We start from the raw sequence: 25,519 nt of genomic DNA, 5'->3' as shown, positions 1-25,519 counted from the left end.
TCGTCGTCCGATCGAGTACCATCCGATGCACTTCGATCACGCCGGGATCGCGACCGACGACGCACAGGCGCTGGCGGACCTGTTCGGCGATCTCTTCGGGCTCGAGGTCGCCCACGAGGAGGTGTTCGACGGGATGCGCGTCACGTTCCTCGACTGCGGGGACGGGTACTTCGAACTGCTCGAGCCCCTCGACGACGACGGGACGATCGCTCGCTATCTCGCCGACAGCGGCCCGGGGATTCACCATCTCGCGCTCGCGACCGACGACATCGACCGCGCCCTCGAGACGGTCCGCGAGCACGACGTGACGCCCGTCGACGAGGAACCGCGAGCCGGCGCCTGGGGGCACTCGGTCGCGTTCCTCCATCCCAAGGACACCGGCGGCATACTACTGGAACTCGTCGAGCACTGACGCCGCCAGCCGGTTCCCGAAATCGACTCGCAACTTACCAGTCCGGTGAATACTCGGTCGCCGCGATTCGCTCTCGCTCGCCGCCGCGCTCGTGGAAGACCTCGACGCCGCCGGGATAGCGACCCTCGAGGTCGACCCGGGCCTCGTACTCGGCGGTCCCGAGACAGTCGACGCAGGTCTCCGCTTCCTGCTCGCCGACCGCAATGGCGAGCGCGAGGACGTCGCGACGCTCGTCGTAACTCGCCTCGGCGAGCGCCAGGCCGTGGCAGGGCGTCGGAATCGTCATCGCGCCGTCGACAGTGACGACCTCGTCCGCGAAGTCGACGGTCGCGCGGTCGCCGTTCGTCCGACCCGCACACTCCCCGTCGCCGGCTTCGAGCGTCTCGTCCGCGACTTCGGGCACCGGACAGGAACTCGTCGTCGAGGTCGATTCCGTCTCGGTCCCGGTCTCGCCGAGCGTCACGGTCGTCCGAGAGCGGGTGCAGTCGAACGGTCGCCGCGTGATTCCGTCGGTCACGCTCGACTCGCCGTTCCCGTCCGGCCTGGTCGCCGTGATCGACGCCGTGTACGACCGCGGCTCGACGAGGACGACCGTGATCGCCTCGCCGGCGGGGAGGTCGAGGTCGCGCTCGAACAGCGGCGCTTCCTCGTCGTCCCCGTCTCCGTTTCCGTCCGCGCCTTCGTCCTCATTCCCGCCCCTGTCCTCGTCGGACTCGACCGCGACGGAAACCGTCCGATCCGTCTCCCCTTCGTTCCGGAGTTCGAGTTCGTGGGGCGGGTGTGCGTCGGGGAACGGAACCTCGTCCGGATCGCCGACCGTTATCGTTTCGGTCGCTTCGGACTCGCCGCTCGACTCCGTCTCGTCGTCACCAGCGTCGCCGCCACCGTTTCCCGCCTCGGTCTGCAGGCGCTCGAATCCCGATCCCGTACAGCCGGCCAGGCCACACAGCGCGCCGGTCGTCCCGGCGAGCAAGTCGCGTCGTCGCATACGCGAAACAACGACGATCTGGAATAAACACCTTTGTCAGCGCTTCTAACTGGTATTCAGGGCAGATATTCAGTCCGCCGAACACACGCAAATGTCACGCTCGTACTGAACCGAGGCACGAGCATAGCGTCGGATATGCATAGCCTTCTCCAGCAACAGCGCGAACGGGAGAGCGACAGCGGACCGCGCAGTCGGAACGAGTCGGGCGGAACTAACCGACAGCTCGCCGAAACCACCCTGTTCCGGCTCGGCCGGTTCATCTACGGAGCCATCCTCGCGTTCATGGCGGCGGACAACCTCCGAAATCTCGAGGGCCGCGTCCAGTACGCCGAGGCCAAGGGTGCCCCCGCGCCGTCGTTCTCCGTGCCGGCGATCAGCGGCGGGCTCCTGTTCGGAAGCGCCGGCGTGGCGCTGTGGCGGGCCCCGGTCGCGTCCGCGGCCGCGGTGGCCGGCTTCTTCGCGGGCGTCACACCGGTGATGCACGACTTCTGGAACATCGACGACCCCGAGGAGCAACAACAGGAGTTCATCGGATTCGCGAAAAACACCGCACTGCTCGGCGCGGCGCTGACGTTCCTGCAACTGGGTCGGTCACAGCAATCCGAGCGGTGAGGGTGCCCGCTCGTTACCCGAAGTTCTCGATCAGCGCCTGGTCCGCGTCGCCGCCGGCGTCCTCGATCGCCTCGGCGACGGCCGTGACGAAGTCGTCGAATCCGAACGCGTACGCCTGGCCCGCCTCGTGGTGGCTCGCGACGGCGTCCGCCAGGTCGTCGTCGGCGTCCTCGTCGACGAAGACGACCGTCGCGCCCGCGTCCTCGAGCGCTTCGAGCCGGTCGACGTGGGCCGGCTCGTCATCCTGATAGATCACGACGGCGCCGTGGCCAGCCTCCTCGGCCGCCTCGGCGATCGCGACTGCAGGACCGACGCCGGGCCCGCCGGCGATCGCGACGATGTCGTCCCCGCCCTCGTAGGTGATCGTCCCGAACGGGCCCTCGATGTGGACGGTCTCTCCGCCCTCGAGATCGGCGAGCCAGGGCGAGAGGTCGCCGTCGGGATCGATCCCGACGGTGAGTTCGAAGGTGTCGTCGACGGACGATGAGAGCGTGTAGTGACGCGAGACGACCTCGTCTTCGGGCTCGGCCCGCAGTAAGACGAACTGACCCGGGAGGGCATCGAAGCCTTCGGGCGTCTCGAGTTCGAGTGCGACGGTGTCGGGACCGACTTCGCTGACCGATGCGACGGTGACTGACGTCCCTTCCATGTCGAACCGGTTCGACGGCCGATTGAAAAGGCGTTCCGTTCTGTCCGCGCCGACGCCGGTTCGAGGACGAATATGGTTCGTGATACGTCACCGACGTGGCGTGAACGAATTTACTCGCTTTTCGGTTCTATATCCCGTGAACTCCTATTCTATGATCACAAACGCGTTCCGGATACTGTCCACTGAAGCCGAACAGTTCGGCGATCGTTGCGGTGGTCCGCCTGGGGTTTCAGAAGCCTTTTCATTTATGGGGGGCAAGGGTCAGCCTAACATGGCTGAGGATCTCAACTGGGCGGTCGGAGGCGAGGCCGGTGACGGTATCGACTCTACCGGTAAAATCTTCGCTCAGGCACTGTCCCGGGCCGGACGGCACGTGTTCACGTCGAAGGACTTCGCGTCGCGGATCCGCGGCGGCTACACCGCCTACAAGATTCGGACGTCGGTCGACCGCGTCCAAAGCGTCGTCGACCGACTCGACATTCTCGTTGCGCTGACCCAGCGCACGATCGACGAGAACCTCGACGAGCTACACGAGGGGAGCGCCATCATCTACGACGGCGAGCGCTCCTGGGAGGCCGATATCCCCGACGAGATGACGGCAGTCGACGTCCCGCTGAAGTCGCTGGCCGAGGACGCCGGTGGCGCAATCATGCGCAACATCGTCGCGCTCGGTGCCGCGTGTGAGATCACCGGATTCGACGTCGAGTACCTCGACGAAGCCCTCGAGAAGCGCTTCGGCGGCAAGGGCTCGAAGATCGTCGAGAACAACAAGGAGGCCGCGCGCCTCGGACAGGAGTACGTTCAGGAGAACTACGACCTCGACCACCTCGGCTACAACGTCGAGACGACCGACAACGATTACGTCCTGCTCAACGGCAACGAGGCGATCGGTATGGGCGCGCTCGCTGCCGGTTGCCGGTTCTACGCCGGCTATCCGATCACGCCCGCGACGTCGATCATGGAGTATCTGACCGGGCGCATCGAGGACTACGGCGGCCACGTCGTTCAGGCCGAGGACGAGCTGTCGGCGATTAACATGGCGCTGGGTGCCGCCCGCGGGGGCGCCCGCTCGATGACCGCCACCTCCGGTGCCGGGATCGACCTGATGACCGAAACGTTCGGCCTGGTCGCCCAGAGCGAGACCCCGCTGGTCATCGCCGACGTTCAGCGCTCCGGTCCGTCGACCGGGATGCCGACGAAGCAGGAACAGGGCGACCTCAACATGGCGCTGTACGGCGGCCACGGCGAAGTACCGCGGTTCGTCGTCGCCCCCACGTCGATCACCGAGTGTTTCTGGAAGACCGTCGAGGCGTTCAACCTCGCCGAGAAGTACCAGACGCCGGTCTTCCTGGTCTCTGACCTGGCGATGTCGGTCACCGAACAGACGTTCCCGCCGGAGGCCTTCGACATGGACGAGGTCGAGATCGATCGCGGCAAACTCGTCGACGAGGACGAAATCGACGAGTGGCTCGACGCCCAGGGTCGGTTCCGCACCCACGCCGTCACCGATGACGGCGTCAGTCCGCGTGCGGTCCCCGGTACGACCGAGGGCGCCCACATGTCCACCGGCCTCGAGCACGACGAACTCGGTCGCCGGACGGAGGACGAAGACGAACGCGTCCAGCAGGTCGACAAACGCAATCGCAAGGTCGAGACCGCGAAAGCCGAAGAGGAGTGGGACTACCGGGAGTTCGGCGACGAAGACGCCGACAACCTCATCATCTCGTGGGGGTCGAACGAGGGCGCGCTCGTCGAGGCGCTCGACTACCTCGAGGACGAGGGGATCGACGTCCGCGTCATCTCGGTGCCCTACATCTTCCCGCGGCCGGATCTGTCCGAGGAGATCGAAGCCGCCGACAAGACGGTCGTCGTCGAGTGTAACGCGACCGGCCAGTTTGCCGACGTGATCGAACACGACGTACTCACCCGCGTCAAGCGCATCAACAAGTACACCGGCGTGCGATTCAAGGCCGACGAACTCGCAGACGAGATTAACGACAAATTCACCGAAGAGGTGCCAGCATAATGAGCTCCGACGTTCGATTCACTGACTTCAAGTCCGACAAGCAGCCGACCTGGTGTCCCGGATGCGGCGACTTCGGGACGATGAACGGCATGATGAAAGCCCTCGCCGAGACCGGCAACGACCCCGACAACACGTTCGTCGTGGCCGGGATCGGCTGTTCCGGTAAGATCGGGACCTACATGCACAGCTACGCGCTGCACGGGGTCCACGGCCGCGCGCTCCCGGTCGGTACCGGCGTCAAGATGGCCCGCCCCGACATCGAGGTCATGGTCGCCGGCGGCGACGGTGACGGCTACTCGATCGGAGCCGGTCACTTCGTCCACGCCGTCCGCCGGAACGTCGACATGACCTACGTCGTCATGGACAACCGCATCTACGGGCTGACCAAGGGCCAGGCCTCGCCGACCTCGCGGTCGGACTTCGAGACCTCGACGACCCCTGAGGGTCCCAAGCAGCCGCCGGTCAACCCGCTCGCCCTCGCGCTCGCGTCCGGCGCGTCCTTCATCGCCCAGTCGTTCAGTTCGGACGCGCTGCGCCACCAGGAGATCATCCAGGAGGCCATCGAGCACGACGGCTTCGGCTTCGTCAACGTCTTCAGCCCCTGTGTCACGTTCAACGACGTCGACACCTACGACTACTTCCGCGACAGTCTCGTCGACCTCCAGGAGGAGGAGGACCACGACCCCGACGATTACGAGGCCGCCAAGGAAGTCATCCTCGACAGCGAGAAGGAGTACCAGGGCGTCATGTACAAGAACGAGGATTCGGTGCCGTACCACGAGAAACACGGCGTCACCGAGGACATGTCCGACATTCCGGACGGCGCGCCGGAAGACGCGATGGACCTCGTCCGCGAGTTCTACTGACTCGCGCGACGCCCGGATCCGCCGCTCCGTTCGCTCGGTGCCGTCTTTTTCCGCTAACTCTCCTCAGCCCGCGGTTCGGCAGTCCGTGCCGTGATCGAGACTCGACCCGAAAACGAGAGACCCGTCTGCCGTCCGTCCGCCGGTCTCCGCTTCCCTCTCCCTCTCACCCCTCGACGGGGTGTTCGGCCGACTCCATCAGCACCTCGGCGTTCGCGGACTCCGCCGTGAGCTGCTTCGGATACGTGCCGAGTAACACGAGCAGATCTCCCTCGTGATCGAACGACGCGACCTTGATCTCGACCTCGATCGACTCGCCCTCGAGGTCCGACTCCCCGACGAACGTATCGACCTCGCGGCCATCGTCGAGGATCTCGAGATCGAACGATTCCTCGTGTTGGATGCGTCGAATCTCGCCGTGTTCACCGGCGGCCTGGTTCAGGAATTCCTCGAGCAGGTCCTTGTTGGACATATCGTCGAGCGGATTGACCGACCGTCCCATGACCTCCATCCCGGGAATCGAGACGGCGGCGAATGCCGCTCCCTCCCGTTTCTGCCCCCCGTATTCGACCTCTTTCGTGTAGACCGAGGTCCAGACGGAGGCCCGAACCTCGCGCTCGACGCCGCCGGAGAGTTCGACCGATCGCTCGATCGACTCCTCGGAGGCGTCGGTTTCGTCGTACCCGGTTTCTTCGAGCGCGTCGTCGCTCGGAGCGACGCGATCGGCATCGAATTCGAGCGGTCCGTTGCCGAGTACGAAATCGAGACACCCGGCCGTCAGCGCGAGCGTCCCCGTCGCGCCTGCAGCCAGCAGCGATCGTCGAGATGTCGTCATTACCCAGAGGTTCGCCAGGAACGCCATATTAGTTGTGGCATCTTCAGTCTCACAGACAAGACCGTTCGGAATCCGAAACTGTCGTTTTGTCAAACAGTCGGAATCGCCAGACCGACGAGCGCCAGGCCAACGAGCGTCACCGCGAGACCGACACCGCCCCACAGCACGGTCCGCACCCGGAGCGTCGCGCGGAGTTCGGGCGCGGTCGTGCCGACCGCGACAGCCGTGGGGCCGTCGTCACCGCCGAGCACCCGATCCGTGCCGTGTCCTCGGGACGCCAGGCGACCGGTGGCGCCGACGACGTCGTCGGGGGCGACGTACCACTCGCGGTACCGTCGCGCTGTCGTTCGGGTATCGTCCGAGCCATCCGCGAGCGTCCGTTCGAGGCGAGCGATACCGGCCGGCAACGGGTCGTCGGGCCGAACCGTCCGTTCGGCGTCTCGGACGTTCGCGTCATCGACCGTCGGCGCGAGGCGAACGGACTCGAACGCGACCGAGGGCCGTCGCTCCCGGGCGATCGTCGCCCGACACGGCGTCGATCGCTCGCCGCTCGCGACCGGCAGCCAGCGGCCGGCGAGGGGGCCACCGGGCTGCCGTTCGGCGATCTCGTAGCCGTACCAAAGCGCTCGCTCGCCGTCGATCGGCGTCTTCAGGGGCCGCTCCGCTGGCTCGAGTACACCCTCGATCGTCGCTCGATCAACGTCCGGTCCCGGGACGCGACTCGCCGGCGCGCGGCGGAACGCGCGGTATTTCGATCCAAACCCGACCGCGAGTAGCAGCGCACTGCTCCCGAAGAGGACGAGCGCCGTGCCGACGCCGTACCCGGTCGGACAGAGGATCCTCCTCCCGGTCCCGCACCCGACCAGCACGTCCGGCGCGCCGAGGCGCTTCGTCACGGCGACGAACGCGAGGAACGCACCCAGCGCGAAGAGCCACCGCTCCCGGTCGACGCCGGTCCGTCTCGAGATGCGACGGAGTCCTTCTCCGATCGACCGCGTCGGAACGAGTATCACCGCGGCGCCAGCGATCACGGCGACCAGGCTCGGGTAGAGACCGAACGGCGTCCACCGAAACAGAGCGACGATGAGAATCACCCCGATCGTCGCCGCCGCGTACATCCGACTCGACGCCTCCATCGGCAACCCTTTCGGGTCACGATTCCTAACTGTTCACAAATCCGAAACACCGCTGTTCCGTGCCGGCCGACTCATTAAGAGTTATCGGGGTCGGCCCCACCCGTTTACGCATGACGGAGTTTGCCAAGCGGGTCGAAGACGTGTCGATCAGCGGCATCCGCGAAGTGTTCGAGGCCGCCGACGAGGACGCGATCAACCTCGGCCTCGGCCAGCCGGACTTCCCGACGCCCGCCCACGCTCGCCGCGGGGCGATCGAGGCCATCGAGTCCGGCCGGGCCGACGCCTACACCTCGAACAAGGGCACTCCCCAGCTCCGGGAGGCGATCGCGGCGAAGTACGACCGCGATTACGGGCTCGAGATCGATCCCGGGGACGTGATCGCCACGTCCGGCGGCAGCGAGGCGCTCCATCTCGCGCTCGAGGCCCACGTCGACCCCGGCGAGGAAGTGATCTTCCCTGACCCCGGCTTCGTCTCCTACGACGCCCTCACTCGGATCGCCGACGGCACGCCAAAGCCCGTCGGACTGCGCGAGGATCTGACGCTCGATCCCGCAACGGTCGAGGAGGCCATCACCGACGACACGGCCGCGTTCATCGTCAACAGCCCCGCCAACCCGACGGGGGCCGTCCAGAGCGAGGCCGACGTACGCGAGTTCGCCCGCATCGCGGACGAACACGACGTCCTCTGCATCTCCGACGAGGTCTACGAACACATCGTCTTCGACGGCGAGCACCACACGCCGATGGAATTCGCCGAGACGGACAACGTCATTGCCATCAGCGCCTGCTCGAAGACCTACTCGATGACCGGCTGGCGGCTCGGTTGGGTCGTCGCCTCGAACCGCCGGATCGAGCGAATGCTCCGGGTCCACCAGTACGGCCAGGCCTGTGCCTCCGCGCCCGCACAGTTCGCCGCCGAAGCCGCCCTGACGGGACCGCAGGAGCCGGTCGAAGAGATGGTCGAGACCTTCGAGCGACGGCGGGACCTGGTCCTTGACGGGCTCGAGGACGCCGGGCTCGAGGTGCCGACGCCCCAGGGGGCCTTCTACGCGATGCCGAAGGTCCCCGACGGCTGGTGCGAGGAAGTGCTCGATCGCGGCGTCGTCGTCGTGCCTGGCGACGCGTTCGGCGAGAACGGCGCGGGGTATGCGCGGCTCTCGTACGCGACGGGCACCGAGGATCTGAAGGAGGCCCTCGAGATCATCGACGACGCGACGCGGGCGGTTCGCTAAGCGGACGGTGGCCGGTACCGGTGCCGGTCTCGTCCCTGTCGGTATCGGCCGTATATACTCCCGTCTCGGTGTGCCGGAGCTGTAATTCAGACTCTACGTTTATGTGTCGTCGAGTTCACGCTCTCGACTATGGTCGAAATCACCGTCACGACGACGGACGCGATCGAGGGTCGAGAGGTAACCGAGTACTGCGGCGTCGTCTCCGGCGAGGCGATCATCGGCGCGAACGTCGTGAGCGACATCGCCAGCGGCATCCGGGACATCGTCGGCGGCCGAAGCGCCTCCTACGAGAAGCGGATCAAAGAAGGACGCGAGGAAGCGCTCTCCGACCTTCGCGCGGAGGCCGACGACCTGGGCGCCGACGCGGTCGTCGGTGCCACGTTCGACTACGAGGAGATGCGCGAGGGGATGCTCTGGGTCAACGTCTCGGGAACCGCGGTGAAGACGCGCCGCGAGTAGTCGGCGAGACCGGTGCGTTACCGTTCCGTAACCGCCGTCACCGTTAGCCGCTCCGCTCGGCGAACGCCTCGACGATCGTCTCGCAGAACGCCTCTAAGTCGTCCGGGTTCCGACTAGTGACCAGGCCGTCGTCGACGACGACTTCCTCGTCGACCCACTCGCCGCCGGCGTTGCGGACGTCGGTCTGGAGGCTGTGGTAGGAGGTCAACGTCTTCCCGTCGACGACGTCGGCCTCGATCAGCGTCCAGGGGCCGTGGCAGATCACGCCGGCGGGCTTGCCGTCTTCAACGTGCCGTCGCAGGAGTTCGACGGCGTCCTCGTCGGTGCGGAGCGTGTCCGCGCCGACGGTCCCGCCGGGGACGATCAGTGCGTCGTAGTCGTCCGCGGAGACCTCGCCGAAGGGCTTCTCGACCTCGTAGCTGTCGCTCTCCTCGAGGTCGTTGTTGACCGTTTGGGCCTCCCCGGTCTCGCTGCCGAGCACGTCGACCGTTGCGCCGGCGTCGGTGACCGCGTCCTTCGGTTCGGTGAACTCGACCTCTTCGGTGCCTTCGGGCGCTAGAAAGATCCCGACCGTTACGTCCGCGAGCGGTTGCTGATCGGAGTTGCTCATATCGATACGAAAGGCCGGTGCACTGACAAGGGTTGGACTTGCTGCTGCAACACCGGCTGTCGCGATGGTACTCTCCGTCGGGAAGACGGCTCACGCTGCCGTCTCGTGTACCCTTATGCCACCGCGTTACGTGCTCCCGAACGAGATGCGCGCCGTACGCCTTCACGAGCACGGAGACACCGACGTACTGCACGTAGACGAAATTGAACGACCGGAGCCGGCCGACGACGAACTGCTGGTCGAGGTCGCCGCCGCCGGCGTCAACCCCGTCGACACCTACTTCCGAGACGGGTCGTACACCCCGGTCGACGTGCCGTTCACGCCAGGCGTCGACGTCGCGGGCGTCGTCGCCGAAACCGGAGCGGCCGTCGAGGAGTTCGCGGCGGGCGACCGCGTCTACGGCACCGGCATCGGCAACGGCTCCTCCCAGGGCTCCTACGCCGAGTACGCGACGATCCCCACGGACCGAGTCGTCCTCCTCCCCGACGGCGCCGATATCACCGAGGCGGGCGCCGCGGGCGTCGTCGCCGTCACCGCCTGGCGGGCGCTGATCGACCACGCCGACCTCGATCCCGCGGAGTACTGCCTGGTCCACGGCGGGTCGGGCGGGGTCGGTCACGCGGCCGTCCAGATCGCGGCCGCCGTGAGCGCGCGCGTGATCACCACCGCCGCCGAGGAGTATCACGACGAACTCGCCGACTACGGGGCCGAGACGGTGCTCGACTATACGCGAGACGACCTGGCGGACGCGGTCCGCGAGGCCTCTGACGGCGGGGTCGACGCCGTCTTGGACCACCGGCTCGACGACTACCTCCAGTTCGACGCGGACGTGGCCGCGACGGGCGCCCGCGTGGTCGGCATCGGCGAGAACAGCCCGGATCCGGGCTTCACGAACGACGGCGCCGCCCGATCGAAGGACGTCTCCTACCAGTTCATGAGTATGTTCAACACGCCGGATCTGCGTGTGCCGCTGCGCGGCGCGGCACACCTCATGGACGCCGGCGACCTCTCGATCGACGTGGCGCGAACCTACGACCTCGAGGAGGCCGACGAGGCCCAGCGCGCCGTCATGGCGGACAGCTTCCTCGGAAAACTCGTTATCGAGCCGTAGTCCGCTGCGAGGACCAGCGGCTCGGACGGGATCGAAACAGCACCGCGACGGACGCCGAAAAACGGGAGTAGCCTACGCCTTCTGAGCCGGCCCGTCGACGGCGTCTCGGCGGGAGAGCAGCGACTGGCCGCGCTCGGTGAGCGTGACCAGCTTCGCGTCCGAATCGTAGTCGACCGCGTCCGCGGCGGCTAACTTCGGAATGTGGGTGTGGTGCAGCGAGATCTGGACCGATCGTCGCTCCCGCGAGGAGATCTCGCCGTGATCCGAGATCGCGTTCGGCTCCACCCCCGCTTCCTGATTCGCGATTTCTACTGCCAGCTCCGTAAGCGGGGCGGAGCCGTCGGTCTGCTCGAGGTACTCCAGCACTGCCCGCCGCCGCCGGTCCGCCAGCAGGTCCATCGCTGTATCGACCGCGTCTGCGCGCGTCTCACCGAACGCAGTGAGACTGTCGGGCGAACTGAGTAGCGGGATCATATCATGACTATGGGCCGAACAGTATTTATACGACCTGTGAGTCCGATCGAAACACTCACCGGAAGCGGATCGGTTGCCCCATCTCGCGCGGTTTCCGCCGGCTACGAGCCGACCGGCGACGAGAGAACGCGTCAGACGAGGTCGGCGACCGCTTCCATCGTCGCCCGCTTGTCGTCCGCCGTCATCCCGTCGACGAAGCCGAGCCGCACGGCGTCGACGCCGTCGATTTCGCCGTAGGCCTCGACCCACTCGCGGACCTCCGCGGGCGTCCCCGCCGGCGCCAGGTCGTCGAGCACGTCGTCGGGCAGGGCCGCGGCCATCGCGTCCGTATCCCGGTCCCGCCAGGCGGCCCGGATCTCCTCGACGACGTCGGGATAGCCCTGGCCGGCGACCGAGTCGCCGTAGTAGGGGCCGTAGGCGCCGAGCATGAACGCGATCGTGGCGCGGGTCTTCTCGCGCGCTTCGTCGCGGTCGTCAGAAGCCATCCCGCGCACGATCGGCGCGACGCGGCGGTCGTCGAGATCCTTGCCCGCCAGGTCGGCGCCGCGTTTCAGGTCTGCGAGCCGATTTCGAAGGCCGTCCCTCGTGAATAGCTGAGGAGCCCAGCCGTCGCCGAAGCGGCCGGCCAGCTCGGTGGCCTTCGGGCCGAGGGTCCCGAGGTCGATCGGCGGCGGGGTCTCGGGGATTCCGCGCTCGTAGTCGAGGCCGGGAATCTCGAAGATCTCGCCCTCGTAGGCGGGATTGCCCTCCTCGTAGACGGAACGGATTATTTCGATCACCTCGCGGGTCCGCCGCAGCGGGCGGTCGAACTCTTTCCCGTGCCATCGCTCCGTGATCGCGGGCGAACTCGGCCCGAGCCCGAACCGGAACCGGCCGTCCGCGGCGGCCTGCAGCGTCAGCGCCGTCTGGGCGAGCATCGCTGGCGACCGCCCGTACGGCGAGATGACGTCGTTGGAGATCCCCAACTCGTCGGTGCGGTCTGCGGCCAGCGTCAGCGGCGGTACGATGTTCCACCCGGTCGTCTCGCCGACCGTGAGTCGGTCGAAGCCAAGTTCTTCCGCTTGCACGGCGCGCTCGGCGACGCCCTGGGGCCGGTCGTAGTCGCCGAGTCGAATCAGGAGGTCCAGTTCGGCGTTCACGGCGCTTCCCTCCGCGTCGGTGCTCGCAGCGATCGGGTCGTGCGTCGGACTCCCATCATCACTGACCGCGTCACGGATTCACATAAAATGTAATGTCGCCGTCCGTTCGACGACGTACCGGGGCGAGCTGATAATCGCGGTTCACTCGTCGAGAATGTCGGCACACAGCCGTCGCGCCGTCGCGAGGTGTTCGCGCGCCCGGTCGTGATCGGGCTCGTCGGCTTCCGAGAGGAGGCCTCGGACCTTCTCGACGCGCTCGCGCGCGATCTCGGGATCGAGGTCGCTCGTCGCGGCGTCCCGGGCGACGGCCTCGGCTTCGCCGAGCCAGCGGTTCGTCCGGCGCTCGATCGGGAGTTCGGCGGTCGCCTCGAGGTGGTCGGCGAGCGCGCGGGTCCGGTCCTCGAGCGACGCCTGGTCGTCCGCACCGCCGTCGGTCTCGACGTCGCGGTCGCGGCGATCGTCGTCCGGCGCGGGCTCAGATGCGGATTCGGACGCAGCGGGATCGTCAGTCACGGTCGGCGTATCGGTCGCGAGCACCGTGATGGTTCCGACGCCGGGAGCGACCGGGAGCGCGGGCCGCTCGCCGGCGAACCGCCTTCGCGGATCGTACCGGTGGGAAACGTTGATACTGGTAGTTGATAACATGGTTGTATGACAGCCGACTGTTCGTTCCTCACGGACCTCGCCCTCGCGGACGATCAGGTCTCGTTCGCGGACGGCCGGCGGGAATCGCACGCGACCGATTGGGGGACGGAGCACAACGACCACGAGAGCGGCGTGCTTCCGGACGCCGTCGTCTGGCCCGGGAGCACCGACGACGTCGCGGCGGTGCTCGCCGCCGCGACCGACCGCGCGGTCCCCGTAACGCCCTACGCCGCGGGGACGGGCCTCGAGGGGAACGCCGTCCCGGCCCACAGCGGGATCAGCCTGGACCTCACGCGGATGGACGACGTCGTCGACTACCGTCCGGACGACTTCCAGATCGACGTGGGGCCGGGGATCATCGGGTCGGACGTCGACGAGTACGTCGCCGCCGACGGCCTCTGTTTCCCGCCGCTTCCCTCCTCGGGCGACATCTCGACGATCGGCGGGATGATCGCGACCGACGCCAGCGGTATGCAGACGGTCCGGTACGGCGAGATCGCCGACTGGGTGCTCGGCCTCGAGGCCGTGTTGGCCGACGGCACCGTCATCGAGACGGGCTCGCGGGCGAGCAAGACCTCGAGCGGCTACAACCTGACCGATCTCCTCGTCGGCAGCGAGGGGACGCTGGCGGTGGTCACCGAAGCCACGCTGGAACTCGCCGGCCGCCCGGAGCAGATCCGCGGCGGACGGGCGATCTTCGAGACGCTCGACGACGCGGCCGAGGCGATCTTCGACGCGATCCGGTCCGAGATCGGCGTCGCGAGGATCGAACTCGTCGACGGGCTGAGCGCGCGGATGGCCAACGACTACCTCGACACCGGCCTCCCCGACGCGCCGATGGTCTTTCTCGAGTTCCACGCTAACCACGGCATCGGCGAGGAGATCGACCTCTGCCGGGCGATCTTCGAGGATCACGACGTTGCCCGCTTCGAGATTAGCGGCGACGACGCCGAGATGGAGACCCTCTGGCAGGCCCGCCGAGAAATGGCCTACGCCGTCGCGAACTACGATCCCGACCGCGACCCGCTCCACCCCGGCGACGTGACGGTCCCGATCAGTTCCTACCCCGAGATCGTCCGCGAGACCAAGCGCCTGGCCGACGAGTACGAGCTGCTCGCGCCCTGTTACGGGCACGCGGGCGACGGCAATCTCCACTACACCGTGCTCGTCGATCCGGACGACACGGAGCAGGTCGAGCGCGGCGAGGCGCTGTACCGCGCGATCGTCGAGCGCGCGATCGCGCTGGGCGGCACCGCGACCGGCGAGCACGGCGTCGGCGCAGGCAAACAGCGGTACCTCGAACCGGAACACGGGGCGGGCGCGGTCGAGACCATGCGGACGATCAAGCGGGCGCTCGATCCGGCCGACACGCTCAACCCGGGCAAGATTTTCCCCGAGACGGCCGACGGGGGCCGAATCGGCAATCCGAAGAGCTGAGGGCCGGTCGCACTCGTCGGTCACCCTTTCCGAGGCGATGACCGCCCGTTACCGGCAGTTCCTCTCGTGAGGCCGTGCGCCGCTGCTGACGGCGACGGCGGCAGCCGGCGTCGCGGGTTGCGACAGTCGGCACGGCGACTTTGTCGGTCGCGCTCGAACACGATGGCAACGGTGTATTCGGCAGCGACGCTCGTCGGTCGTTACGTCACAGCTCACCGATATCCATGAGTCGCCGGTTTCACGTCGACGTCCGATCCAGTTGCAGCCTCCTCGGAACGGCGTTGAAGTACCTCTCCCTGACGCTGCTACTGCCGACAGCGGTCGCGCTGTACTACCGAGAGTCGCCGCTTCCGTTTCTCGTCGCCCTAGCTATCGCCATCGCTGCGGGCACGGGGCTCGAACACCTTGAGCCCGAGCCGGAGCTCGAGCACCGCGAGGCGTTCCTGATGGTCGCGCTGACGTGGTTCTTCGTCCCCGTCATCGGCACGATCCCATATCTCGTCGACGGCACGGGGACCCTCGCACACCCGGCCAACGCGCTGTTCGAGAGCATGAGCGGCTTCACGACGACGGGAGCCACGGTCATGGACGAAATCTCCGTCGAGGCCCACCCCCGATCGATCATGCTGTGGCGCCAGCTCACCCAGTGGCTCGGCGGGATGGGGATCCTCGTGCTCATGGTCGCGATCCTCTCGGAGCTGTCGGTGGGCGGCACGCAACTCATCCGCGAGGAGGCACCCGGCATCCAGGTCGAGAAACTGACGCCCCGGATCCGGGAGACGGCCCGGGCGCTGTGGCTGCTCTACGCCTGGTTCACCCTCGCCGCCGTAGTCGTCTACTACGCGCTCAACCTGTTCGGGCTGGCCCCGAACATGACGTTTTACAACGCCGTCGCCCACGCGCTCACGTCGCTCCCGACCGGCGGATTCTCGCCGGAAGGCCGCAGCATCGAGGCCTTCGAACCGATCGTCCAGTGGGCGGTCATGCCCTTCATGGTCATCGCCGGGACGAACTTCGCGCTCTACTGGTACGCCTGGCGCGGCCATCCCGAACGCCTGATAAGCAACGCCGAGTTCCGGTCGTACCTCGCGTCGATGACCGTTATCGGCGCGCTCCTCTCGGTACTGTTGTTCCTCGGCGTCGGCCTGGCCGAGGTCCCCGAGGGAGTGGCCGCGATTCCGGGGAGCCTCGAACGGTCGCTGCGACACGGGCTCTTCCAGACGCTCGCGATCGTGACGACGACCGGCTACGCCAGCATGGACTTCAATACGTGGAGCGACTCGACGCAGGTGATCCTCCTGTTCGCGATGTTCCTCGGCGGCTCGGCGGGGTCCGCGGCGGGATCGATCAAGATCATCCGCTGGTACGTCGTCGGGAAGTCGATCCGGCGGGAGCTGTTCACGGTCGTCCATCCGCAAGCGGTCCGGCCGGTTCGGATGGGCCGGAGTACCGAGGTCATCGACGAGGAGACGATCCACAGCATCTTCGTCTTCATGGTGCTGTTCCTGTCGCTGTTCGCGATTTCGACGGTGGTGTTGTTCCTCGACGCCCACCGGACGCCGGGGCTCTCGCTGTCGGCGCTCGAGGCGACCAGCGCCGCGATCGCGACGCTCGGGAACATCGGTCCTGGCATCGGCGTCGTCGGGCCGATGAATAACTACGAGCCGTTTTCCCACACCGCGAAGCTCTACATGGTCTTTCTCATGTGGATCGGTCGCCTGGAGATCCTCTCCGTGCTGGTGATCCTGACGCCGGCGTACTGGCGCTCGTAGCGGTTGTTGGCGATAGATCCCATTATTTATATATTGGAACCTTTCATTCAGTATAGGTGTTTCATAAACAATCCACCAACCTGAGTCACAGGTCAATCACGGTTAGTGTAGCTGCTTCTCCACGGTAGACCCCAGCAACAGCCGACTAGTTCTTTAATCAATTAGAGGAACTACTACCGACGACTGGAGGGCAGTGAATGCGCGAGCTCCGGAACATCGAGGGGTTACATCCCCGCGATCTCACACAACGACAACGATTGTTAGTAATCTTCGTTATCAGTCTTGGCTTAGTTGTCCTTTTCTATACACTCATCTATAACTGGGGGATGCGAGCGCTCGAAAATCGCCCCCAATCTATCTTTCGGTCGTTCCAGACGGTGGTCGAGACGATGACAACGACCGGATTCGGTGCGGACTCACCGTGGGCGACATCGGTAATGAACATCTTGATGGTGACGATCCAGTTGACTGGCATCGTCATCGGATTCGTTGCACTGCGTGTCTTGGTCATCCCGCTATTTGAGCAGACGCCGCTGAACCTCGCCGGTCGGCTCACAAGTAAGGACGACCACGTCGTCATCGCGGAGTACCAGCGTGACACCGATGTGCTACTCGACGAACTCGAAGAACTCGACATCGATTACGTCCTCATCGAATCCGACGTAGAGGAAGCAAAACGCCTCTCTGATGCCGGATATCAGGCTATCAACGGCGATCCGGAGGAACAGGCCGACCTTGACCGTGCGACGATCGAACGAGCGTCGCTACTCATCACCGATGCTGGCGATAAAACTGCGAGCATCGTCCTAACTGCGCTGGAAGCCAACGAGGACCTTCGGGTAATTAGTTTCACCGAGTCGACACGCCATAACGTAGCGCTCACGGAAATTGGCGTCGACTACAGCGTCGCTCCACACGCGCTGATCGGTCGACAACTAGCAGAGAAAGCGACGACGCCTGTTACAGTTGATGAACAGTCTGAAGAGGACGAAATCGACATTCGCGAGATACTGGTCCGACGGGATAGCCCACTCCATGGTGTTCAGGTGCGTGACTCACCAATCGTGAGACATCCGAATCTGACGCTGGTTGCCGGATGGTTCGACGGAGAACTGCGACTGCCGCCATCCCCTGACGACAAACTCACGCCGAACGCCGTTCTGACTGTCGCCGGGCCGATAAACGAGATTGACGAAATGACGAGCGAGATCGGGGGCGTCCGATCACGGCCCATCACGACCCAATCCAAGATCGTCGTCGCCGGCTTTGGCGAGGGCGGAACCGCAGCCGTCGATGTGCTCTCAACAGATGTTTCGGTAACGACTGTCGATGAATCGGAGGAGCGTAATCCCGATGTCATTGGCGATGTTACTGAACCCGAAACGCTCCGCGAAGCCGGCATTGAGGATGCGTCGGCGTTGGTCGTCACCGTCGGTGCCGATTCGACTGCATTGATGACCATCGCCGTCGCCCGATCACTCTCCAACGAGGTGGAAATTCTTGCACGTGTGACCGATAGTGATAAGACACGGGCGGCATTCAGAGCAGGCGCTGATTATGTCCTTTCTATCCAACAAGTATCTGCTCGACTGGTTGCAGCGGAAGTTCATGGTGAACGTGTCATGGACCCAGCAAGCCAGATCCGACTCGTTCGAACCGACGCGGCTCTGTTCACTGGTGAGACCTTAGCGGATGCCCGTCGTGACACCGAACGGAGTTGGACCGTAATTGGCGTCTCACGCGACAGTACTGTCCATACTGATGAACAGACCACCATCAGAGCTGACGACGAGATATTTGTTGCAGGAAGCGATGAGGCGATTCAAGAATTCGAACAAACGGTCGACGTTCAATAATTCTAGTGCTTTCATAGGGGTGTGTTATATCTTCGATAATCATGGTCTATTCAGATGCTCCCACAGAGCGCGGGTGAAATATTAGTTAACCGATAACTTAGCCTCATATTTGATATATAGATGGTTATAGTGTTAATTTTATATTCCAATTCTCACCCCATCGAAAACATTTGATAATCGATGGTCGATTGCACGGCCCTTGCTTTACCATCATCCACCAGTAACATAAAACGGAATGTGATCTGGCATATATGTAGAGTATATTTATTTAATTCCCGAAAACATTCCCCGTAGGTTCTTTTGTCTTTTCCCGTCTTGTCTCTCACATGGCCGTCTACGAAACTGATCTTCCGGGGGTCGGCAAAAAGTTCGAGATTGACCTCGATGGAGAATCCCAGCTTATCATTGTCACCCACAACACAGGTAAACGAGAGTTGTTTTTCCGGCAAAATCCTAACGCCGACTCCGAGAAGCTGGTCGAACTATCAGACAAGCTCGCCCGGCAAGTCGGCACGATCATGGAGGGTGCGTACTTCCAGCCAATCCGGGATAACGAAATCAGTACCGTACTGGACGGGGACACGATCATCGAATGGGCTAAAGTCACTTCCGAGTCCGAGCTAGTTGACAGAACACTCGCTGAGTCAGGCATCCGACAACGAACTGGTGTCTCAATTATTGCCATCCAACGCGGCGACAAGACAATCCAGAATCCACCACCGGATGTCACGATCAACGAAGGAGACACGCTCGTTTCCATCGGTGATCGAGAGAGTCACAAGGAGTTCGAGCGCCTTGCGGCAGGCGATACGAGCCTAAACAAACCCTCAGAAGGCGACGACCAGTCGACTATCGACGAGTCATAGATGGCGGAGACTCCGCTGATCGAGATCGGGGCTCTATTCGTCATTGTAGCTCTTACAGGAGCGGCTGCCAACCGAACCGGGCAGTCTGTCATCCCGTTTTATATCGTGGGCGGAATGATCGCTAGCGAACACGTCCTCGGGACCGTCGCACCATTAACGCTCGCGCTCGCTGATCTCAGCGTGCAGGTTCAGCAGCCATATATCTCCGAAAACGAGTTTGTCGAACTCGGAGCTGAACTCGGAATCGTCTTCCTGCTATTCTTCCTTGGCTTAGAGTTCAGCGTGAACCGACTACTCGAAAGCAGCGAGCGGATCAGCAAAGCGGGTCTCGTCGACTTGGCGATCAACTTCCCGGCCGGGATCGTGCTTGGCCTCGTGCTTGGCTGGTCACTGATCGAAGCCGTCCTACTTGGCGGGATCGTCTACATCTCCTCGAGTGCGGTAATCACCAAATCGCTAATCGATCTCGGATGGATCGCCAACGATGAGAGCGATCCGATGTTAGGAACACTAGTGTTCGAGGATCTCTTTATCGCGTTCTATCTTGCGATTATGACCGCAGTCGTGGTCGGAAGTGGTGATATCAGTGAAGCAGCGACAGACATCGGTGTCGCACTCGGCTTCCTTCTGGTTCTCATCACGGGGGTCTTCTACGGTGATGCGTTCTTCCAGCAGTTCTTAGCGATCGACTCTCGGGAACTGACAGTACTCCGGACGATCGCCCTCGTGGTATTCGTTGCGGGGGTTGCATTACTACTCGATGTCAGCGAAGCCGTCGCAGCCTTCTTCGTCGGGATGGGCTTTTCGAGTACTGATCACGTCGAGGAAATTGAGGACCTGCTGTCACCAGTCCGTGACGTGTTCGCAGCGGTGTTTTTCTTTTGGGTCGGACTCGGAACAGATCCGCTCGTGTTCACTGATCTTGGACTGGTCGTCCTGCTCGCAGTCACGGTGTTGGCAACGACACCAACGAAACTTATCAGCGGCTACTTCGGTGGCCGTATCTATGACCTTGACGAGCGTCGATCACTGCGCGTTGCGACCGGCATGGTCACTCGCGGCGAGTTCTCATTAATTATTGCAGCCACGATCGCCACGGCCGGTACCAGTTCCATCATGTCGGAGACGATTCCCGATCTCACAGTCGGATATGTACTTGTGATGAGCATCCTCGGAAGCGTGCTAATGCAATACTCTGAGGTGCTGTGGGCCGCCGTAGAGCCGTACCTCGTCGATGGAAAACCGGACCAACATTGATGTTCAATTTGTACACGTAGTTACCGGGCCGCTCAATCCCATCTCAACCCATATCTGAATAAAGAAACCGTGCTATTATCTACTGTTACTCAAGTCGAAACATCAATGGATTGGTTGGATCTGGAGGGTGTGTGAGTCATTTTAGTCATTGCGGTTCCAGCTAAGAACTCGTATTGTTTTCACGTCAAAACTAGGTAAAACTGAGTTGCCAACTGCTGGTAATCGGCGGGTCGAGGGCCGGAAGATCCGCCGATCGAACAGTCCATCCGCCCGCGAGAGCGAGCGATGACCGGAAGCCGGCAACTGATGACCGTCGATCGACGTACGGACCGTTCGCCGCGGACTCGTCAGTCGTGGACCAGCACGTCGAGCACGTCGGGACCGTCGCGTTCGAGCGCGTCGGCGAGTGCGTCCTCAATCGCGTCGGGGGTCTCGACGAGGTCGGCGCGCGCGCCGTGGCTCTCGGCGTTCCCCACGAGGTCGACCCCCGGCTCGAAGTCCATGCCGACGAACTCGTGGTCGTCCTCGTCGCCGCCCAGTAGGTCCAGGGTGTTGTCCTTGAGGATGCGGTAGTTGCGGTTGTCCGAGATCACGACGGTTAGGTCCAGATCATAGCGGGCGGCGCTGTAGATCGAGTGGGGGTAGTACTGGTAGGAGCCGTCGCCGATGAAGCCGACCACGTCCCGCGGATCGTCGCGTTGTTCCTCCGCGACCGCGGCGCCGACCGCCGCCGGGAGCCCGTAGCCGAGGCCGCCGCCCTTGTTCGAGATGTACTGCTCGGGCGCGAGCTCCCACCTGGTCAGCATCGCGTACTTCGAGGTGACGCCCTCGTCGACGATGGCGGCGTCGCCGGCGACGCGCTCCATCGCGTCGACTAACTGCGCTTTCGAAGCGCGCGGATCGTCGCCGTTCTCGTCGCCCTCGCCGTAGCCGGACAGTTTGGTCTCGACCAGTTCCTTCACCTCGGCGACGTCGTCGAGCCGGTCTTCGACCGCGCCGTCCGAAAGCTTCCCCTGAACGCGTTCGGTGATTCCCTGCATGACCAGGCCGGGGTCGCCGATCACGGCCGCGTCGGCGGGCTGGTTCTTGCCGACCTGCCAGGCGTCGTCGCCGAGGTGGATGCAGGTCGCGTCGGCGTCGACCAGCGGCTCCTCGTGGCGGGTCAGCGTGGTGTTGGTCGAACAGCCGGCGAAGACGATCGTGTCGGTGTCGAGCAGCATGGAGACGGCCTCCTCGCTGGCCGGCAGGTAGGAGACCCACTGCTCGTGGTCCGTCGGGAAGTCGATCTCGGAGGCGAGGATTTCACCGTGGACGCGGGCGCCCGTTGCCTCCGCGAGTTCGACCGCTGCTGCGACGGCGTCCGCGCCCGAGCGGGCGACGCCGTCGCCGACGACCAGCACCGGGCTCTCGGCCTCGGCGAGTAGCTCGGCGGCGCGTTCGAGCTGCGCGGGGTCGCCGCTGCCGGCGTTGGGGATCGGGCCGAGCCGTTCCGGGTCGGCGTCGGTCTCGCTCATCGTCACGTCCAGCGGCAAGCCGAGGAAGACGGGGCCCGTCGGGGGCGTCATCGCGACTCGGAACGCTCGCCGGAGCATCGTCGGCAGCGCCGCGACGTCGAGTACCTCGTCGGACCACTTGCAGAACTGCCTGGCCATGTCGGCGAGTCGGCCCGAGAGGATCGGCTCCTCGTGGCGGAAATCGGTGCTGTGGTTGCCCGCGGTCACCACGAGCGGCGCGCCGGCGACCTTGGCCGCGTAGAGGTTGCCCAGGCCGTGGGCCAGGCCGGGCGCGATGTGGAGATTCGCCACGCCGACCGGCGTGACCGAGTCGTCGTGGTGGGCGTGGTACCGACGGCGCTGGGCGTAGCCCGCGGCCATCCCGACGGCGATGTCCTCGTGGAGTCCGAGCCGGTACTCGAGGTCGCTCTCGCCGATGGCCTCCAGAATCGGCAGTTCGGTCGTCCCTGGGTTGCCGAAGACGTAGTCGACGCCGTAGGACTCGAGGGCGTCGGTGAAGAGATCCGCGCCGGTGTAGCCAGCACTGTCAGTCATGCTCTCTCGTGGCACAGCACGGCACATCAAACTGTGTGTTCCGGCCGTCGGCGTCCGACGCCGACGGTTCCAGCCGTGGTATTATACGTCAGTTCGTTGTCGCTCGACACAGAGATGGTCCTCGCGAGAGACGGCACCGGTGTCGGCCCGGCGGTGCGAGCCCTCTGGTCGCAGGTCCACCCCGTCTTCATGACGCCGCCGCTGGCCGCGTCCCTGTTCGGCGCGATCCTCGCCGGCAGCGTCGATCCGACGCTCGCGGCCGTCCACGTCGTCGCGATGTTCGCGGCTGTCTACACAGCCCACGTCAAGGACGGCTACGTCGATTTCCACGTCCGCGGCGAGGACGACGACCACCCGCTGACCGAGACCGGTTGTCGAGTCGCGCTCGCCCTCTCGACCACGACGTTCGCGCTCTGTTGTGTCCTGCTCGTCGCCCTCGTCGACGGGCTCGTGCTCGGTATGGTCCTCCCGACCTGGCTGATCGCCTACCACCACGCGCCGCAACTCGACATGAACCCAGTGACGGCGACGACGGGCTACCCGCTCGGAATCGCGCTGGCCCTCCTGGGCGGCTTCTACGTCCAGACGTCGACGGTCACCGCCGTGCCGCTTGGCTTCGCCGTCGTCTTCCTCGTTCTCCTCTCGGGGATCAAGGTGATCGACGACGCACAGGACTTCGACTACGACCGCTCGATCGAGAAGCGGACCGTCGCGGTGGCGATCGGTCCGAAACGAGCGTACGACCTCGCCTACGGGCTAATGGCCCTCGCGTTAGCGACGGTCGTCGCGTTGGCGGTCGTCCGCGTCTTCCCGCCGACGGCGATCCTCGCGGCGCTTGCCTTCGGCGCGGTCGCCGCCGTCGCCCGCCGGGCCGACCCCACGCTCGCGACCATGCTGCTCATCCGGGGCTCCTACGTCTTCCTCGCCGTGCTCGTCGCGGCCGCCTGGTTCGAACCGATCGCACCATTCGTGTGAACACGCGGGCGCGTCAGTCGGACACGCCTGGTGGAGGCGACCGCGCGCTTCGGGCCGTGCCTATAGCGACTCCCGGTACCCGCATCGAGGGCAGGACATGCTCCCGTCTTTGATGAGCAGATAGCTCTCCTCGCAGTGGACGCACGGACTGCCGACTGTGGCTCCCAGTTCGCGGCCGAGCGCGCTGACCGTGTTCCGCAGTTGCCGGTGCTGTCGCTCGGCGACCTCGAGGCGCTCGTTGAGAGCGGCCAACTGCGCCGCGATCGGTCGTTCGCGCTGGGGTCGAGGCTGGGAAACCCGACTGGGTCGATACGTCATACCGACGTATAGGACGCCAGCGACGAAAAGCGCATCTCTACCTGCCAGAAACGCTGAACACGTTCCGCTCACCGCCAGAAAAATCGTCGTGATACCGATCGTCCGAACGGAAATCGGATCCATCGACAATCACTCGAGTGAGTATGCTCGTGATCGAAAACTGGTCCAGACCAGCGTTACCGAAAGGCGGCGTTGTGATCGCCCTCTTGGAGGTGAACTCGCGGGTACAGATCGTAGTGATCGTACCGGCGGGCGTAGATGAAATTTCCGAAGCCGACGACGCGGTACGGCTCCGGCGGGACCAGCCCCATCCCGACGTAACAGTCCCGGATCTGGCAGCGCAGATGATGATCCAGATACTCGCGGAACTCCTCGAGCGATCCCGGGTCGGCGGGCATTGACCGCTGGTATTCCCTCGCGGAAGCGATGGAAGTGTACGACGAACTGAACGAACTCGTTTACGCGGATGTCGACGAAGTGCCCGACGACGGCTTTCACGCCCATCTCGACGACGATGCGATCACCGACTACCTCGTCGTTCACGAGGACGAGACAATCGGCTTCGTTACGCTCCGCGAGGGTCACCACTCCTCCCGACAGTACTCTCGGTATCTCCGCATCGTAAACCTCGCTATCGACGAAGACCACCGGAACCGAGGTCACGGCTCGAGAGTCATCGAGCGCGTAACGGAGCTGGCTCGCGATCAAGGTTACGACCACCTCAAAGTCTCCTGCGAGTGGCGGAACGAGGACGCCCGCCGGTTCCACCGCGATACGAACTTCCGACCGAAACAGGTCGATTACGTCCAGCCACTAGAGTGAGGCGAAACACGTCCTCTCCGAAGAATACGCCTCCGTACTGATCTCTGCGTCCAACTGGACTGCAGATGAAAACGGCGGTCTCGGTGTGTCCCGATATCGTTAGTTAGTACTCACGATCTTGATCAGTACATCTGAGTGCAGACAGTGTACACAACGAATAAATACAGTCCGATTAACGATGGGATCGTAGAGAGGTCACGTATTGGCTGGCCGAAGTTGATAGCAAGGATTACCCGGATGCGGCCTAAACGGCGGATCGAATGGCAGACTCACTCTGGTACCCGTCAGTCGACGACGTACTCGCCATCCACGACGACATCGTATCAGAGTATTCCGACACGCACGCTGGCGTCCAGAATCGTGGCGATATCGAGTTTGCCCTGAACTACATCGAGAACGGAAGTTTCGGAACGACACCCGAGACGATTCACGAGAAGGCGTTTCACCTCCTCCGGTTATTGGTGGCGAACCATCCGTTCGTCGACGCAAACAAGCGCACTGCGCTCAACACAACGGTCGTGTTCTACTTTCTCAACGGATATCGGTTCACGTACGACGACGAAATCAGGACGATCCTCAAGCAGTTCGGCACCGATCAGGCGACCGTCGACGAAACGGAAACTCTCGAATATCTTCGATCTCACACTGAAGAAATCGACCTTGCAGGCGAGATCGAACAGTGGCGAGACGACCTCATCCAGTACGGACTGGATGAACTAACCGGTGACTCATCTAACCCGAACGGTTAACCACGGTCGGGACGATACCCCAAATATGGCGACCGAGGAAGGTTCGGAGTCCGGTTCCCCGCTCGATGAAGTGATGGACGATATCCGACGAGAACTCGTCCAGCGAGTGGCGGCGGCTGACCGAGACTCGAATCGAGATATCTACGACGCGCTCGAAAACGAGTAACGCACTTCGACTCTAATTTTATCAGTTCGTGCTGACGATCTTGATTACCAATACTGAGTCCA

26 protein-coding genes and 1 pseudogene are annotated in these 25,519 nt (G+C 64.1%); 16 read left to right on the top strand and 11 right to left on the bottom strand.

What is annotated here, in order from left to right:
- Window positions 1-25: 25 nt before the first annotated feature.
- Complete coding sequence (mce, locus tag BMY29_RS04325; RefSeq protein ID WP_049990811.1) at window positions 26-412, top strand: methylmalonyl-CoA epimerase; 387 nt, start codon at window positions 26-28, stop codon at window positions 410-412.
- Window positions 413-446: 34 nt separating this feature from the next.
- On the opposite strand, the gene BMY29_RS04320 is transcribed toward mce, so the two are convergent.
- On the bottom strand, window positions 447-1,400 hold the full coding sequence (locus BMY29_RS04320) for a hypothetical protein (protein WP_049990810.1): 954 nt from the start codon (window positions 1,398-1,400) through the stop codon (window positions 447-449).
- Window positions 1,401-1,535: 135 nt separating this feature from the next.
- Between BMY29_RS04320 and BMY29_RS04315 the strand changes: the two genes are divergently transcribed.
- Window positions 1,536-2,012, top strand: coding sequence for a DoxX family protein (locus BMY29_RS04315; RefSeq protein ID WP_049990809.1), 477 nt, complete (start codon window positions 1,536-1,538; stop codon window positions 2,010-2,012).
- A 13-nt stretch (window positions 2,013-2,025) separates the two neighbouring features.
- Here BMY29_RS04315 and BMY29_RS04310 read toward each other — a convergent pair whose 3' ends face one another.
- Window positions 2,026-2,661: an FAD-dependent oxidoreductase gene (locus BMY29_RS04310; protein ID WP_049990808.1), complete on the bottom strand. Its 636-nt coding sequence runs from the start codon at window positions 2,659-2,661 to the stop codon at window positions 2,026-2,028.
- A 271-nt stretch (window positions 2,662-2,932) separates the two neighbouring features.
- On the opposite strand from BMY29_RS04310, the gene BMY29_RS04305 reads away from it, so the two are divergent.
- Both BMY29_RS04305 and BMY29_RS04300 read left to right on the top strand, forming a co-directional pair.
- Complete coding sequence (locus BMY29_RS04305) at window positions 2,933-4,687, top strand: 2-oxoacid:acceptor oxidoreductase subunit alpha (RefSeq protein WP_049990807.1); 1,755 nt, start codon at window positions 2,933-2,935, stop codon at window positions 4,685-4,687.
- Complete coding sequence (locus tag BMY29_RS04300; RefSeq protein ID WP_049990806.1) at window positions 4,687-5,553, top strand: 2-oxoacid:ferredoxin oxidoreductase subunit beta; 867 nt, start codon at window positions 4,687-4,689, stop codon at window positions 5,551-5,553. Before BMY29_RS04305 ends, BMY29_RS04300 begins: the two co-directional genes overlap by 1 nt.
- 163 nt (window positions 5,554-5,716) lie before the next feature.
- Here the strand turns inward: BMY29_RS04300 and BMY29_RS04295 are convergent, their stop codons facing one another.
- Together BMY29_RS04295 and BMY29_RS04290 are read right to left on the bottom strand one after the other, a co-directional pair.
- Window positions 5,717-6,385: a DUF6517 family protein gene (locus BMY29_RS04295; RefSeq protein WP_049990831.1), complete on the bottom strand. Its 669-nt coding sequence runs from the start codon at window positions 6,383-6,385 to the stop codon at window positions 5,717-5,719.
- An 89-nt stretch (window positions 6,386-6,474) separates the two neighbouring features.
- Window positions 6,475-7,521, bottom strand: a complete 1,047-nt coding sequence (locus BMY29_RS04290; protein WP_049990805.1) for a hypothetical protein — start codon at window positions 7,519-7,521, stop codon at window positions 6,475-6,477.
- Window positions 7,522-7,631: 110 nt separating this feature from the next.
- Here BMY29_RS04290 and BMY29_RS04285 point away from each other — a divergent pair, with 110 nt between their 5' ends.
- The gene (locus tag BMY29_RS04285; RefSeq protein ID WP_049990804.1) at window positions 7,632-8,753 is read left to right on the top strand and encodes a pyridoxal phosphate-dependent aminotransferase; all 1,122 of its coding nucleotides are present in this window, start codon (window positions 7,632-7,634) and stop codon (window positions 8,751-8,753) included.
- A 129-nt stretch (window positions 8,754-8,882) separates the two neighbouring features.
- On the top strand, window positions 8,883-9,212 hold the full coding sequence (locus tag BMY29_RS04280) for a YbjQ family protein (RefSeq protein WP_049990803.1): 330 nt from the start codon (window positions 8,883-8,885) through the stop codon (window positions 9,210-9,212).
- 43 nt (window positions 9,213-9,255) lie between these two features.
- Here the strand turns inward: BMY29_RS04280 and BMY29_RS04275 are convergent, their stop codons facing one another.
- Window positions 9,256-9,822 (bottom strand): type 1 glutamine amidotransferase domain-containing protein, encoded by a 567-nt coding sequence (locus BMY29_RS04275; protein WP_049990802.1) that lies wholly within the window; start codon window positions 9,820-9,822, stop codon window positions 9,256-9,258.
- Window positions 9,823-9,967: 145 nt separating this feature from the next.
- Here BMY29_RS04275 and BMY29_RS04270 point away from each other — a divergent pair, with 145 nt between their 5' ends.
- Window positions 9,968-10,933, top strand: a complete 966-nt coding sequence (locus BMY29_RS04270) for an NADPH:quinone reductase (protein WP_049990830.1) — start codon at window positions 9,968-9,970, stop codon at window positions 10,931-10,933.
- Window positions 10,934-11,005: 72 nt separating this feature from the next.
- Here the strand turns inward: BMY29_RS04270 and BMY29_RS04265 are convergent, their stop codons facing one another.
- The 3 genes from BMY29_RS04265 to BMY29_RS21695 all read right to left on the bottom strand — a co-directional run bounded on the left by BMY29_RS04265 (window position 11,006) and on the right by BMY29_RS21695 (window position 13,191).
- Window positions 11,006-11,407 carry a DUF7344 domain-containing protein gene (locus BMY29_RS04265; protein ID WP_049990801.1) on the bottom strand — a complete coding sequence of 134 codons (402 nt, stop codon included), beginning with the start codon at window positions 11,405-11,407 and terminating at the stop codon, window positions 11,006-11,008.
- A gap of 131 nt (window positions 11,408-11,538) precedes the next feature.
- A complete protein-coding gene (locus tag BMY29_RS04260; RefSeq protein ID WP_049990800.1) occupies window positions 11,539-12,546 on the bottom strand; it encodes a TIGR04024 family LLM class F420-dependent oxidoreductase in 1,008 nt (335 codons plus the stop codon).
- Window positions 12,547-12,687: 141 nt separating this feature from the next.
- Complete coding sequence (locus BMY29_RS21695; RefSeq protein ID WP_394297064.1) at window positions 12,688-13,191, bottom strand: DUF8152 family protein; 504 nt, start codon at window positions 13,189-13,191, stop codon at window positions 12,688-12,690.
- 6 nt (window positions 13,192-13,197) lie between these two features.
- On the opposite strand from BMY29_RS21695, the gene BMY29_RS04250 reads away from it, so the two are divergent.
- The 5 genes from BMY29_RS04250 to BMY29_RS04230 all read left to right on the top strand — a co-directional run bounded on the left by BMY29_RS04250 (window position 13,198) and on the right by BMY29_RS04230 (window position 20,379).
- Window positions 13,198-14,628, top strand: coding sequence for an FAD-binding oxidoreductase (locus tag BMY29_RS04250; protein WP_049990799.1), 1,431 nt, complete (start codon window positions 13,198-13,200; stop codon window positions 14,626-14,628).
- A gap of 224 nt (window positions 14,629-14,852) precedes the next feature.
- Window positions 14,853-16,400: a TrkH family potassium uptake protein gene (locus BMY29_RS04245; protein WP_049990798.1), complete on the top strand. Its 1,548-nt coding sequence runs from the start codon at window positions 14,853-14,855 to the stop codon at window positions 16,398-16,400.
- A gap of 197 nt (window positions 16,401-16,597) precedes the next feature.
- Window positions 16,598-18,256: a potassium channel family protein gene (locus BMY29_RS04240; protein WP_049990797.1), complete on the top strand. Its 1,659-nt coding sequence runs from the start codon at window positions 16,598-16,600 to the stop codon at window positions 18,254-18,256.
- 326 nt (window positions 18,257-18,582) lie between these two features.
- Window positions 18,583-19,122 carry a cation:proton antiporter regulatory subunit gene (locus BMY29_RS04235; protein WP_049990796.1) on the top strand — a complete coding sequence of 180 codons (540 nt, stop codon included), beginning with the start codon at window positions 18,583-18,585 and terminating at the stop codon, window positions 19,120-19,122.
- Window positions 19,123-20,379, top strand: a complete 1,257-nt coding sequence (locus BMY29_RS04230; RefSeq protein ID WP_049990795.1) for a cation:proton antiporter — start codon at window positions 19,123-19,125, stop codon at window positions 20,377-20,379.
- A gap of 347 nt (window positions 20,380-20,726) precedes the next feature.
- Here the strand turns inward: BMY29_RS04230 and BMY29_RS04225 are convergent, their stop codons facing one another.
- Window positions 20,727-22,427 (bottom strand): thiamine pyrophosphate-binding protein, encoded by a 1,701-nt coding sequence (locus BMY29_RS04225; RefSeq protein ID WP_049990794.1) that lies wholly within the window; start codon window positions 22,425-22,427, stop codon window positions 20,727-20,729.
- Window positions 22,428-22,541: 114 nt separating this feature from the next.
- Between BMY29_RS04225 and BMY29_RS04220 the strand changes: the two genes are divergently transcribed.
- Window positions 22,542-23,402 carry a UbiA family prenyltransferase gene (locus BMY29_RS04220; RefSeq protein ID WP_049990793.1) on the top strand — a complete coding sequence of 287 codons (861 nt, stop codon included), beginning with the start codon at window positions 22,542-22,544 and terminating at the stop codon, window positions 23,400-23,402.
- Between the two features lie 60 nt (window positions 23,403-23,462).
- Here BMY29_RS04220 and BMY29_RS04215 read toward each other — a convergent pair whose 3' ends face one another.
- Window positions 23,463-23,720 (bottom strand): hypothetical protein, encoded by a 258-nt coding sequence (locus BMY29_RS04215; RefSeq protein WP_173424923.1) that lies wholly within the window; start codon window positions 23,718-23,720, stop codon window positions 23,463-23,465.
- A 176-nt stretch (window positions 23,721-23,896) separates the two neighbouring features.
- Window positions 23,897-24,118, bottom strand: a pseudogene (locus BMY29_RS04210) (hypothetical protein); the annotation flags it as partial.
- A 28-nt stretch (window positions 24,119-24,146) separates the two neighbouring features.
- On the opposite strand from BMY29_RS04210, the gene BMY29_RS04205 reads away from it, so the two are divergent.
- The 3 genes from BMY29_RS04205 (at window position 24,147) to BMY29_RS20895 (ending at window position 25,457) form a co-directional block, all read left to right on the top strand.
- On the top strand, window positions 24,147-24,542 hold the full coding sequence (locus BMY29_RS04205) for a GNAT family N-acetyltransferase (protein ID WP_081985479.1): 396 nt from the start codon (window positions 24,147-24,149) through the stop codon (window positions 24,540-24,542).
- A gap of 260 nt (window positions 24,543-24,802) precedes the next feature.
- Window positions 24,803-25,291, top strand: coding sequence for a type II toxin-antitoxin system death-on-curing family toxin (locus BMY29_RS04200; protein WP_049990790.1), 489 nt, complete (start codon window positions 24,803-24,805; stop codon window positions 25,289-25,291).
- A 25-nt stretch (window positions 25,292-25,316) separates the two neighbouring features.
- Complete coding sequence (locus tag BMY29_RS20895; protein ID WP_007141801.1) at window positions 25,317-25,457, top strand: hypothetical protein; 141 nt, start codon at window positions 25,317-25,319, stop codon at window positions 25,455-25,457.
- Window positions 25,458-25,519: the final 62 nt, after the last annotated feature.

Source organism: Natrinema salifodinae (assembly GCF_900110455.1).
GTDB lineage: Archaea > Halobacteriota > Halobacteria > Halobacteriales > Natrialbaceae > Natrinema > Natrinema salifodinae.
This window is presented reverse-complemented; position numbering and strand designations above follow the sequence as displayed.

What these genes read in the sequence shown, in the direction of transcription:
- BMY29_RS04250 (WP_049990799.1), top strand. Translation starts at nt 13,198, where the DNA reads ATGACAGCCGACTGTTCGTTCCTCACGGACCTCGCCCTCGCGGACGAT.
- BMY29_RS04295 (WP_049990831.1), bottom strand. Translation starts at nt 6,385, where the DNA reads ATGACGACATCTCGACGATCGCTGCTGGCTGCAGGCGCGACGGGGACG.
- BMY29_RS04230 (WP_049990795.1), top strand. Translation starts at nt 19,123, where the DNA reads ATGGCGGAGACTCCGCTGATCGAGATCGGGGCTCTATTCGTCATTGTA.
- BMY29_RS04200 (WP_049990790.1), top strand. Translation starts at nt 24,803, where the DNA reads ATGGCAGACTCACTCTGGTACCCGTCAGTCGACGACGTACTCGCCATC.
- mce (WP_049990811.1), top strand. Translation starts at nt 26, where the DNA reads ATGCACTTCGATCACGCCGGGATCGCGACCGACGACGCACAGGCGCTG.
- BMY29_RS20895 (WP_007141801.1), top strand. Translation starts at nt 25,317, where the DNA reads ATGGCGACCGAGGAAGGTTCGGAGTCCGGTTCCCCGCTCGATGAAGTG.
- BMY29_RS04215 (WP_173424923.1), bottom strand. Translation starts at nt 23,720, where the DNA reads ATGACGTATCGACCCAGTCGGGTTTCCCAGCCTCGACCCCAGCGCGAA.
- BMY29_RS04300 (WP_049990806.1), top strand. Translation starts at nt 4,687, where the DNA reads ATGAGCTCCGACGTTCGATTCACTGACTTCAAGTCCGACAAGCAGCCG.
- BMY29_RS04310 (WP_049990808.1), bottom strand. Translation starts at nt 2,661, where the DNA reads ATGGAAGGGACGTCAGTCACCGTCGCATCGGTCAGCGAAGTCGGTCCC.
- BMY29_RS04320 (WP_049990810.1), bottom strand. Translation starts at nt 1,400, where the DNA reads ATGCGACGACGCGACTTGCTCGCCGGGACGACCGGCGCGCTGTGTGGC.
- BMY29_RS04265 (WP_049990801.1), bottom strand. Translation starts at nt 11,407, where the DNA reads ATGATCCCGCTACTCAGTTCGCCCGACAGTCTCACTGCGTTCGGTGAG.
- BMY29_RS04275 (WP_049990802.1), bottom strand. Translation starts at nt 9,822, where the DNA reads ATGAGCAACTCCGATCAGCAACCGCTCGCGGACGTAACGGTCGGGATC.
- BMY29_RS04240 (WP_049990797.1), top strand. Translation starts at nt 16,598, where the DNA reads ATGCGCGAGCTCCGGAACATCGAGGGGTTACATCCCCGCGATCTCACA.
- BMY29_RS04245 (WP_049990798.1), top strand. Translation starts at nt 14,853, where the DNA reads ATGAGTCGCCGGTTTCACGTCGACGTCCGATCCAGTTGCAGCCTCCTC.
- BMY29_RS04285 (WP_049990804.1), top strand. Translation starts at nt 7,632, where the DNA reads ATGACGGAGTTTGCCAAGCGGGTCGAAGACGTGTCGATCAGCGGCATC.
- BMY29_RS04225 (WP_049990794.1), bottom strand. Translation starts at nt 22,427, where the DNA reads ATGACTGACAGTGCTGGCTACACCGGCGCGGATCTCTTCACCGACGCC.
- BMY29_RS04280 (WP_049990803.1), top strand. Translation starts at nt 8,883, where the DNA reads ATGGTCGAAATCACCGTCACGACGACGGACGCGATCGAGGGTCGAGAG.
- BMY29_RS21695 (WP_394297064.1), bottom strand. Translation starts at nt 13,191, where the DNA reads ATGTTATCAACTACCAGTATCAACGTTTCCCACCGGTACGATCCGCGA.
- BMY29_RS04205 (WP_081985479.1), top strand. Translation starts at nt 24,147, where the DNA reads ATGGAAGTGTACGACGAACTGAACGAACTCGTTTACGCGGATGTCGAC.
- BMY29_RS04235 (WP_049990796.1), top strand. Translation starts at nt 18,583, where the DNA reads ATGGCCGTCTACGAAACTGATCTTCCGGGGGTCGGCAAAAAGTTCGAG.
- BMY29_RS04305 (WP_049990807.1), top strand. Translation starts at nt 2,933, where the DNA reads ATGGCTGAGGATCTCAACTGGGCGGTCGGAGGCGAGGCCGGTGACGGT.
- BMY29_RS04220 (WP_049990793.1), top strand. Translation starts at nt 22,542, where the DNA reads ATGGTCCTCGCGAGAGACGGCACCGGTGTCGGCCCGGCGGTGCGAGCC.
- BMY29_RS04270 (WP_049990830.1), top strand. Translation starts at nt 9,968, where the DNA reads ATGCGCGCCGTACGCCTTCACGAGCACGGAGACACCGACGTACTGCAC.
- BMY29_RS04290 (WP_049990805.1), bottom strand. Translation starts at nt 7,521, where the DNA reads ATGGAGGCGTCGAGTCGGATGTACGCGGCGGCGACGATCGGGGTGATT.
- BMY29_RS04315 (WP_049990809.1), top strand. Translation starts at nt 1,536, where the DNA reads ATGCATAGCCTTCTCCAGCAACAGCGCGAACGGGAGAGCGACAGCGGA.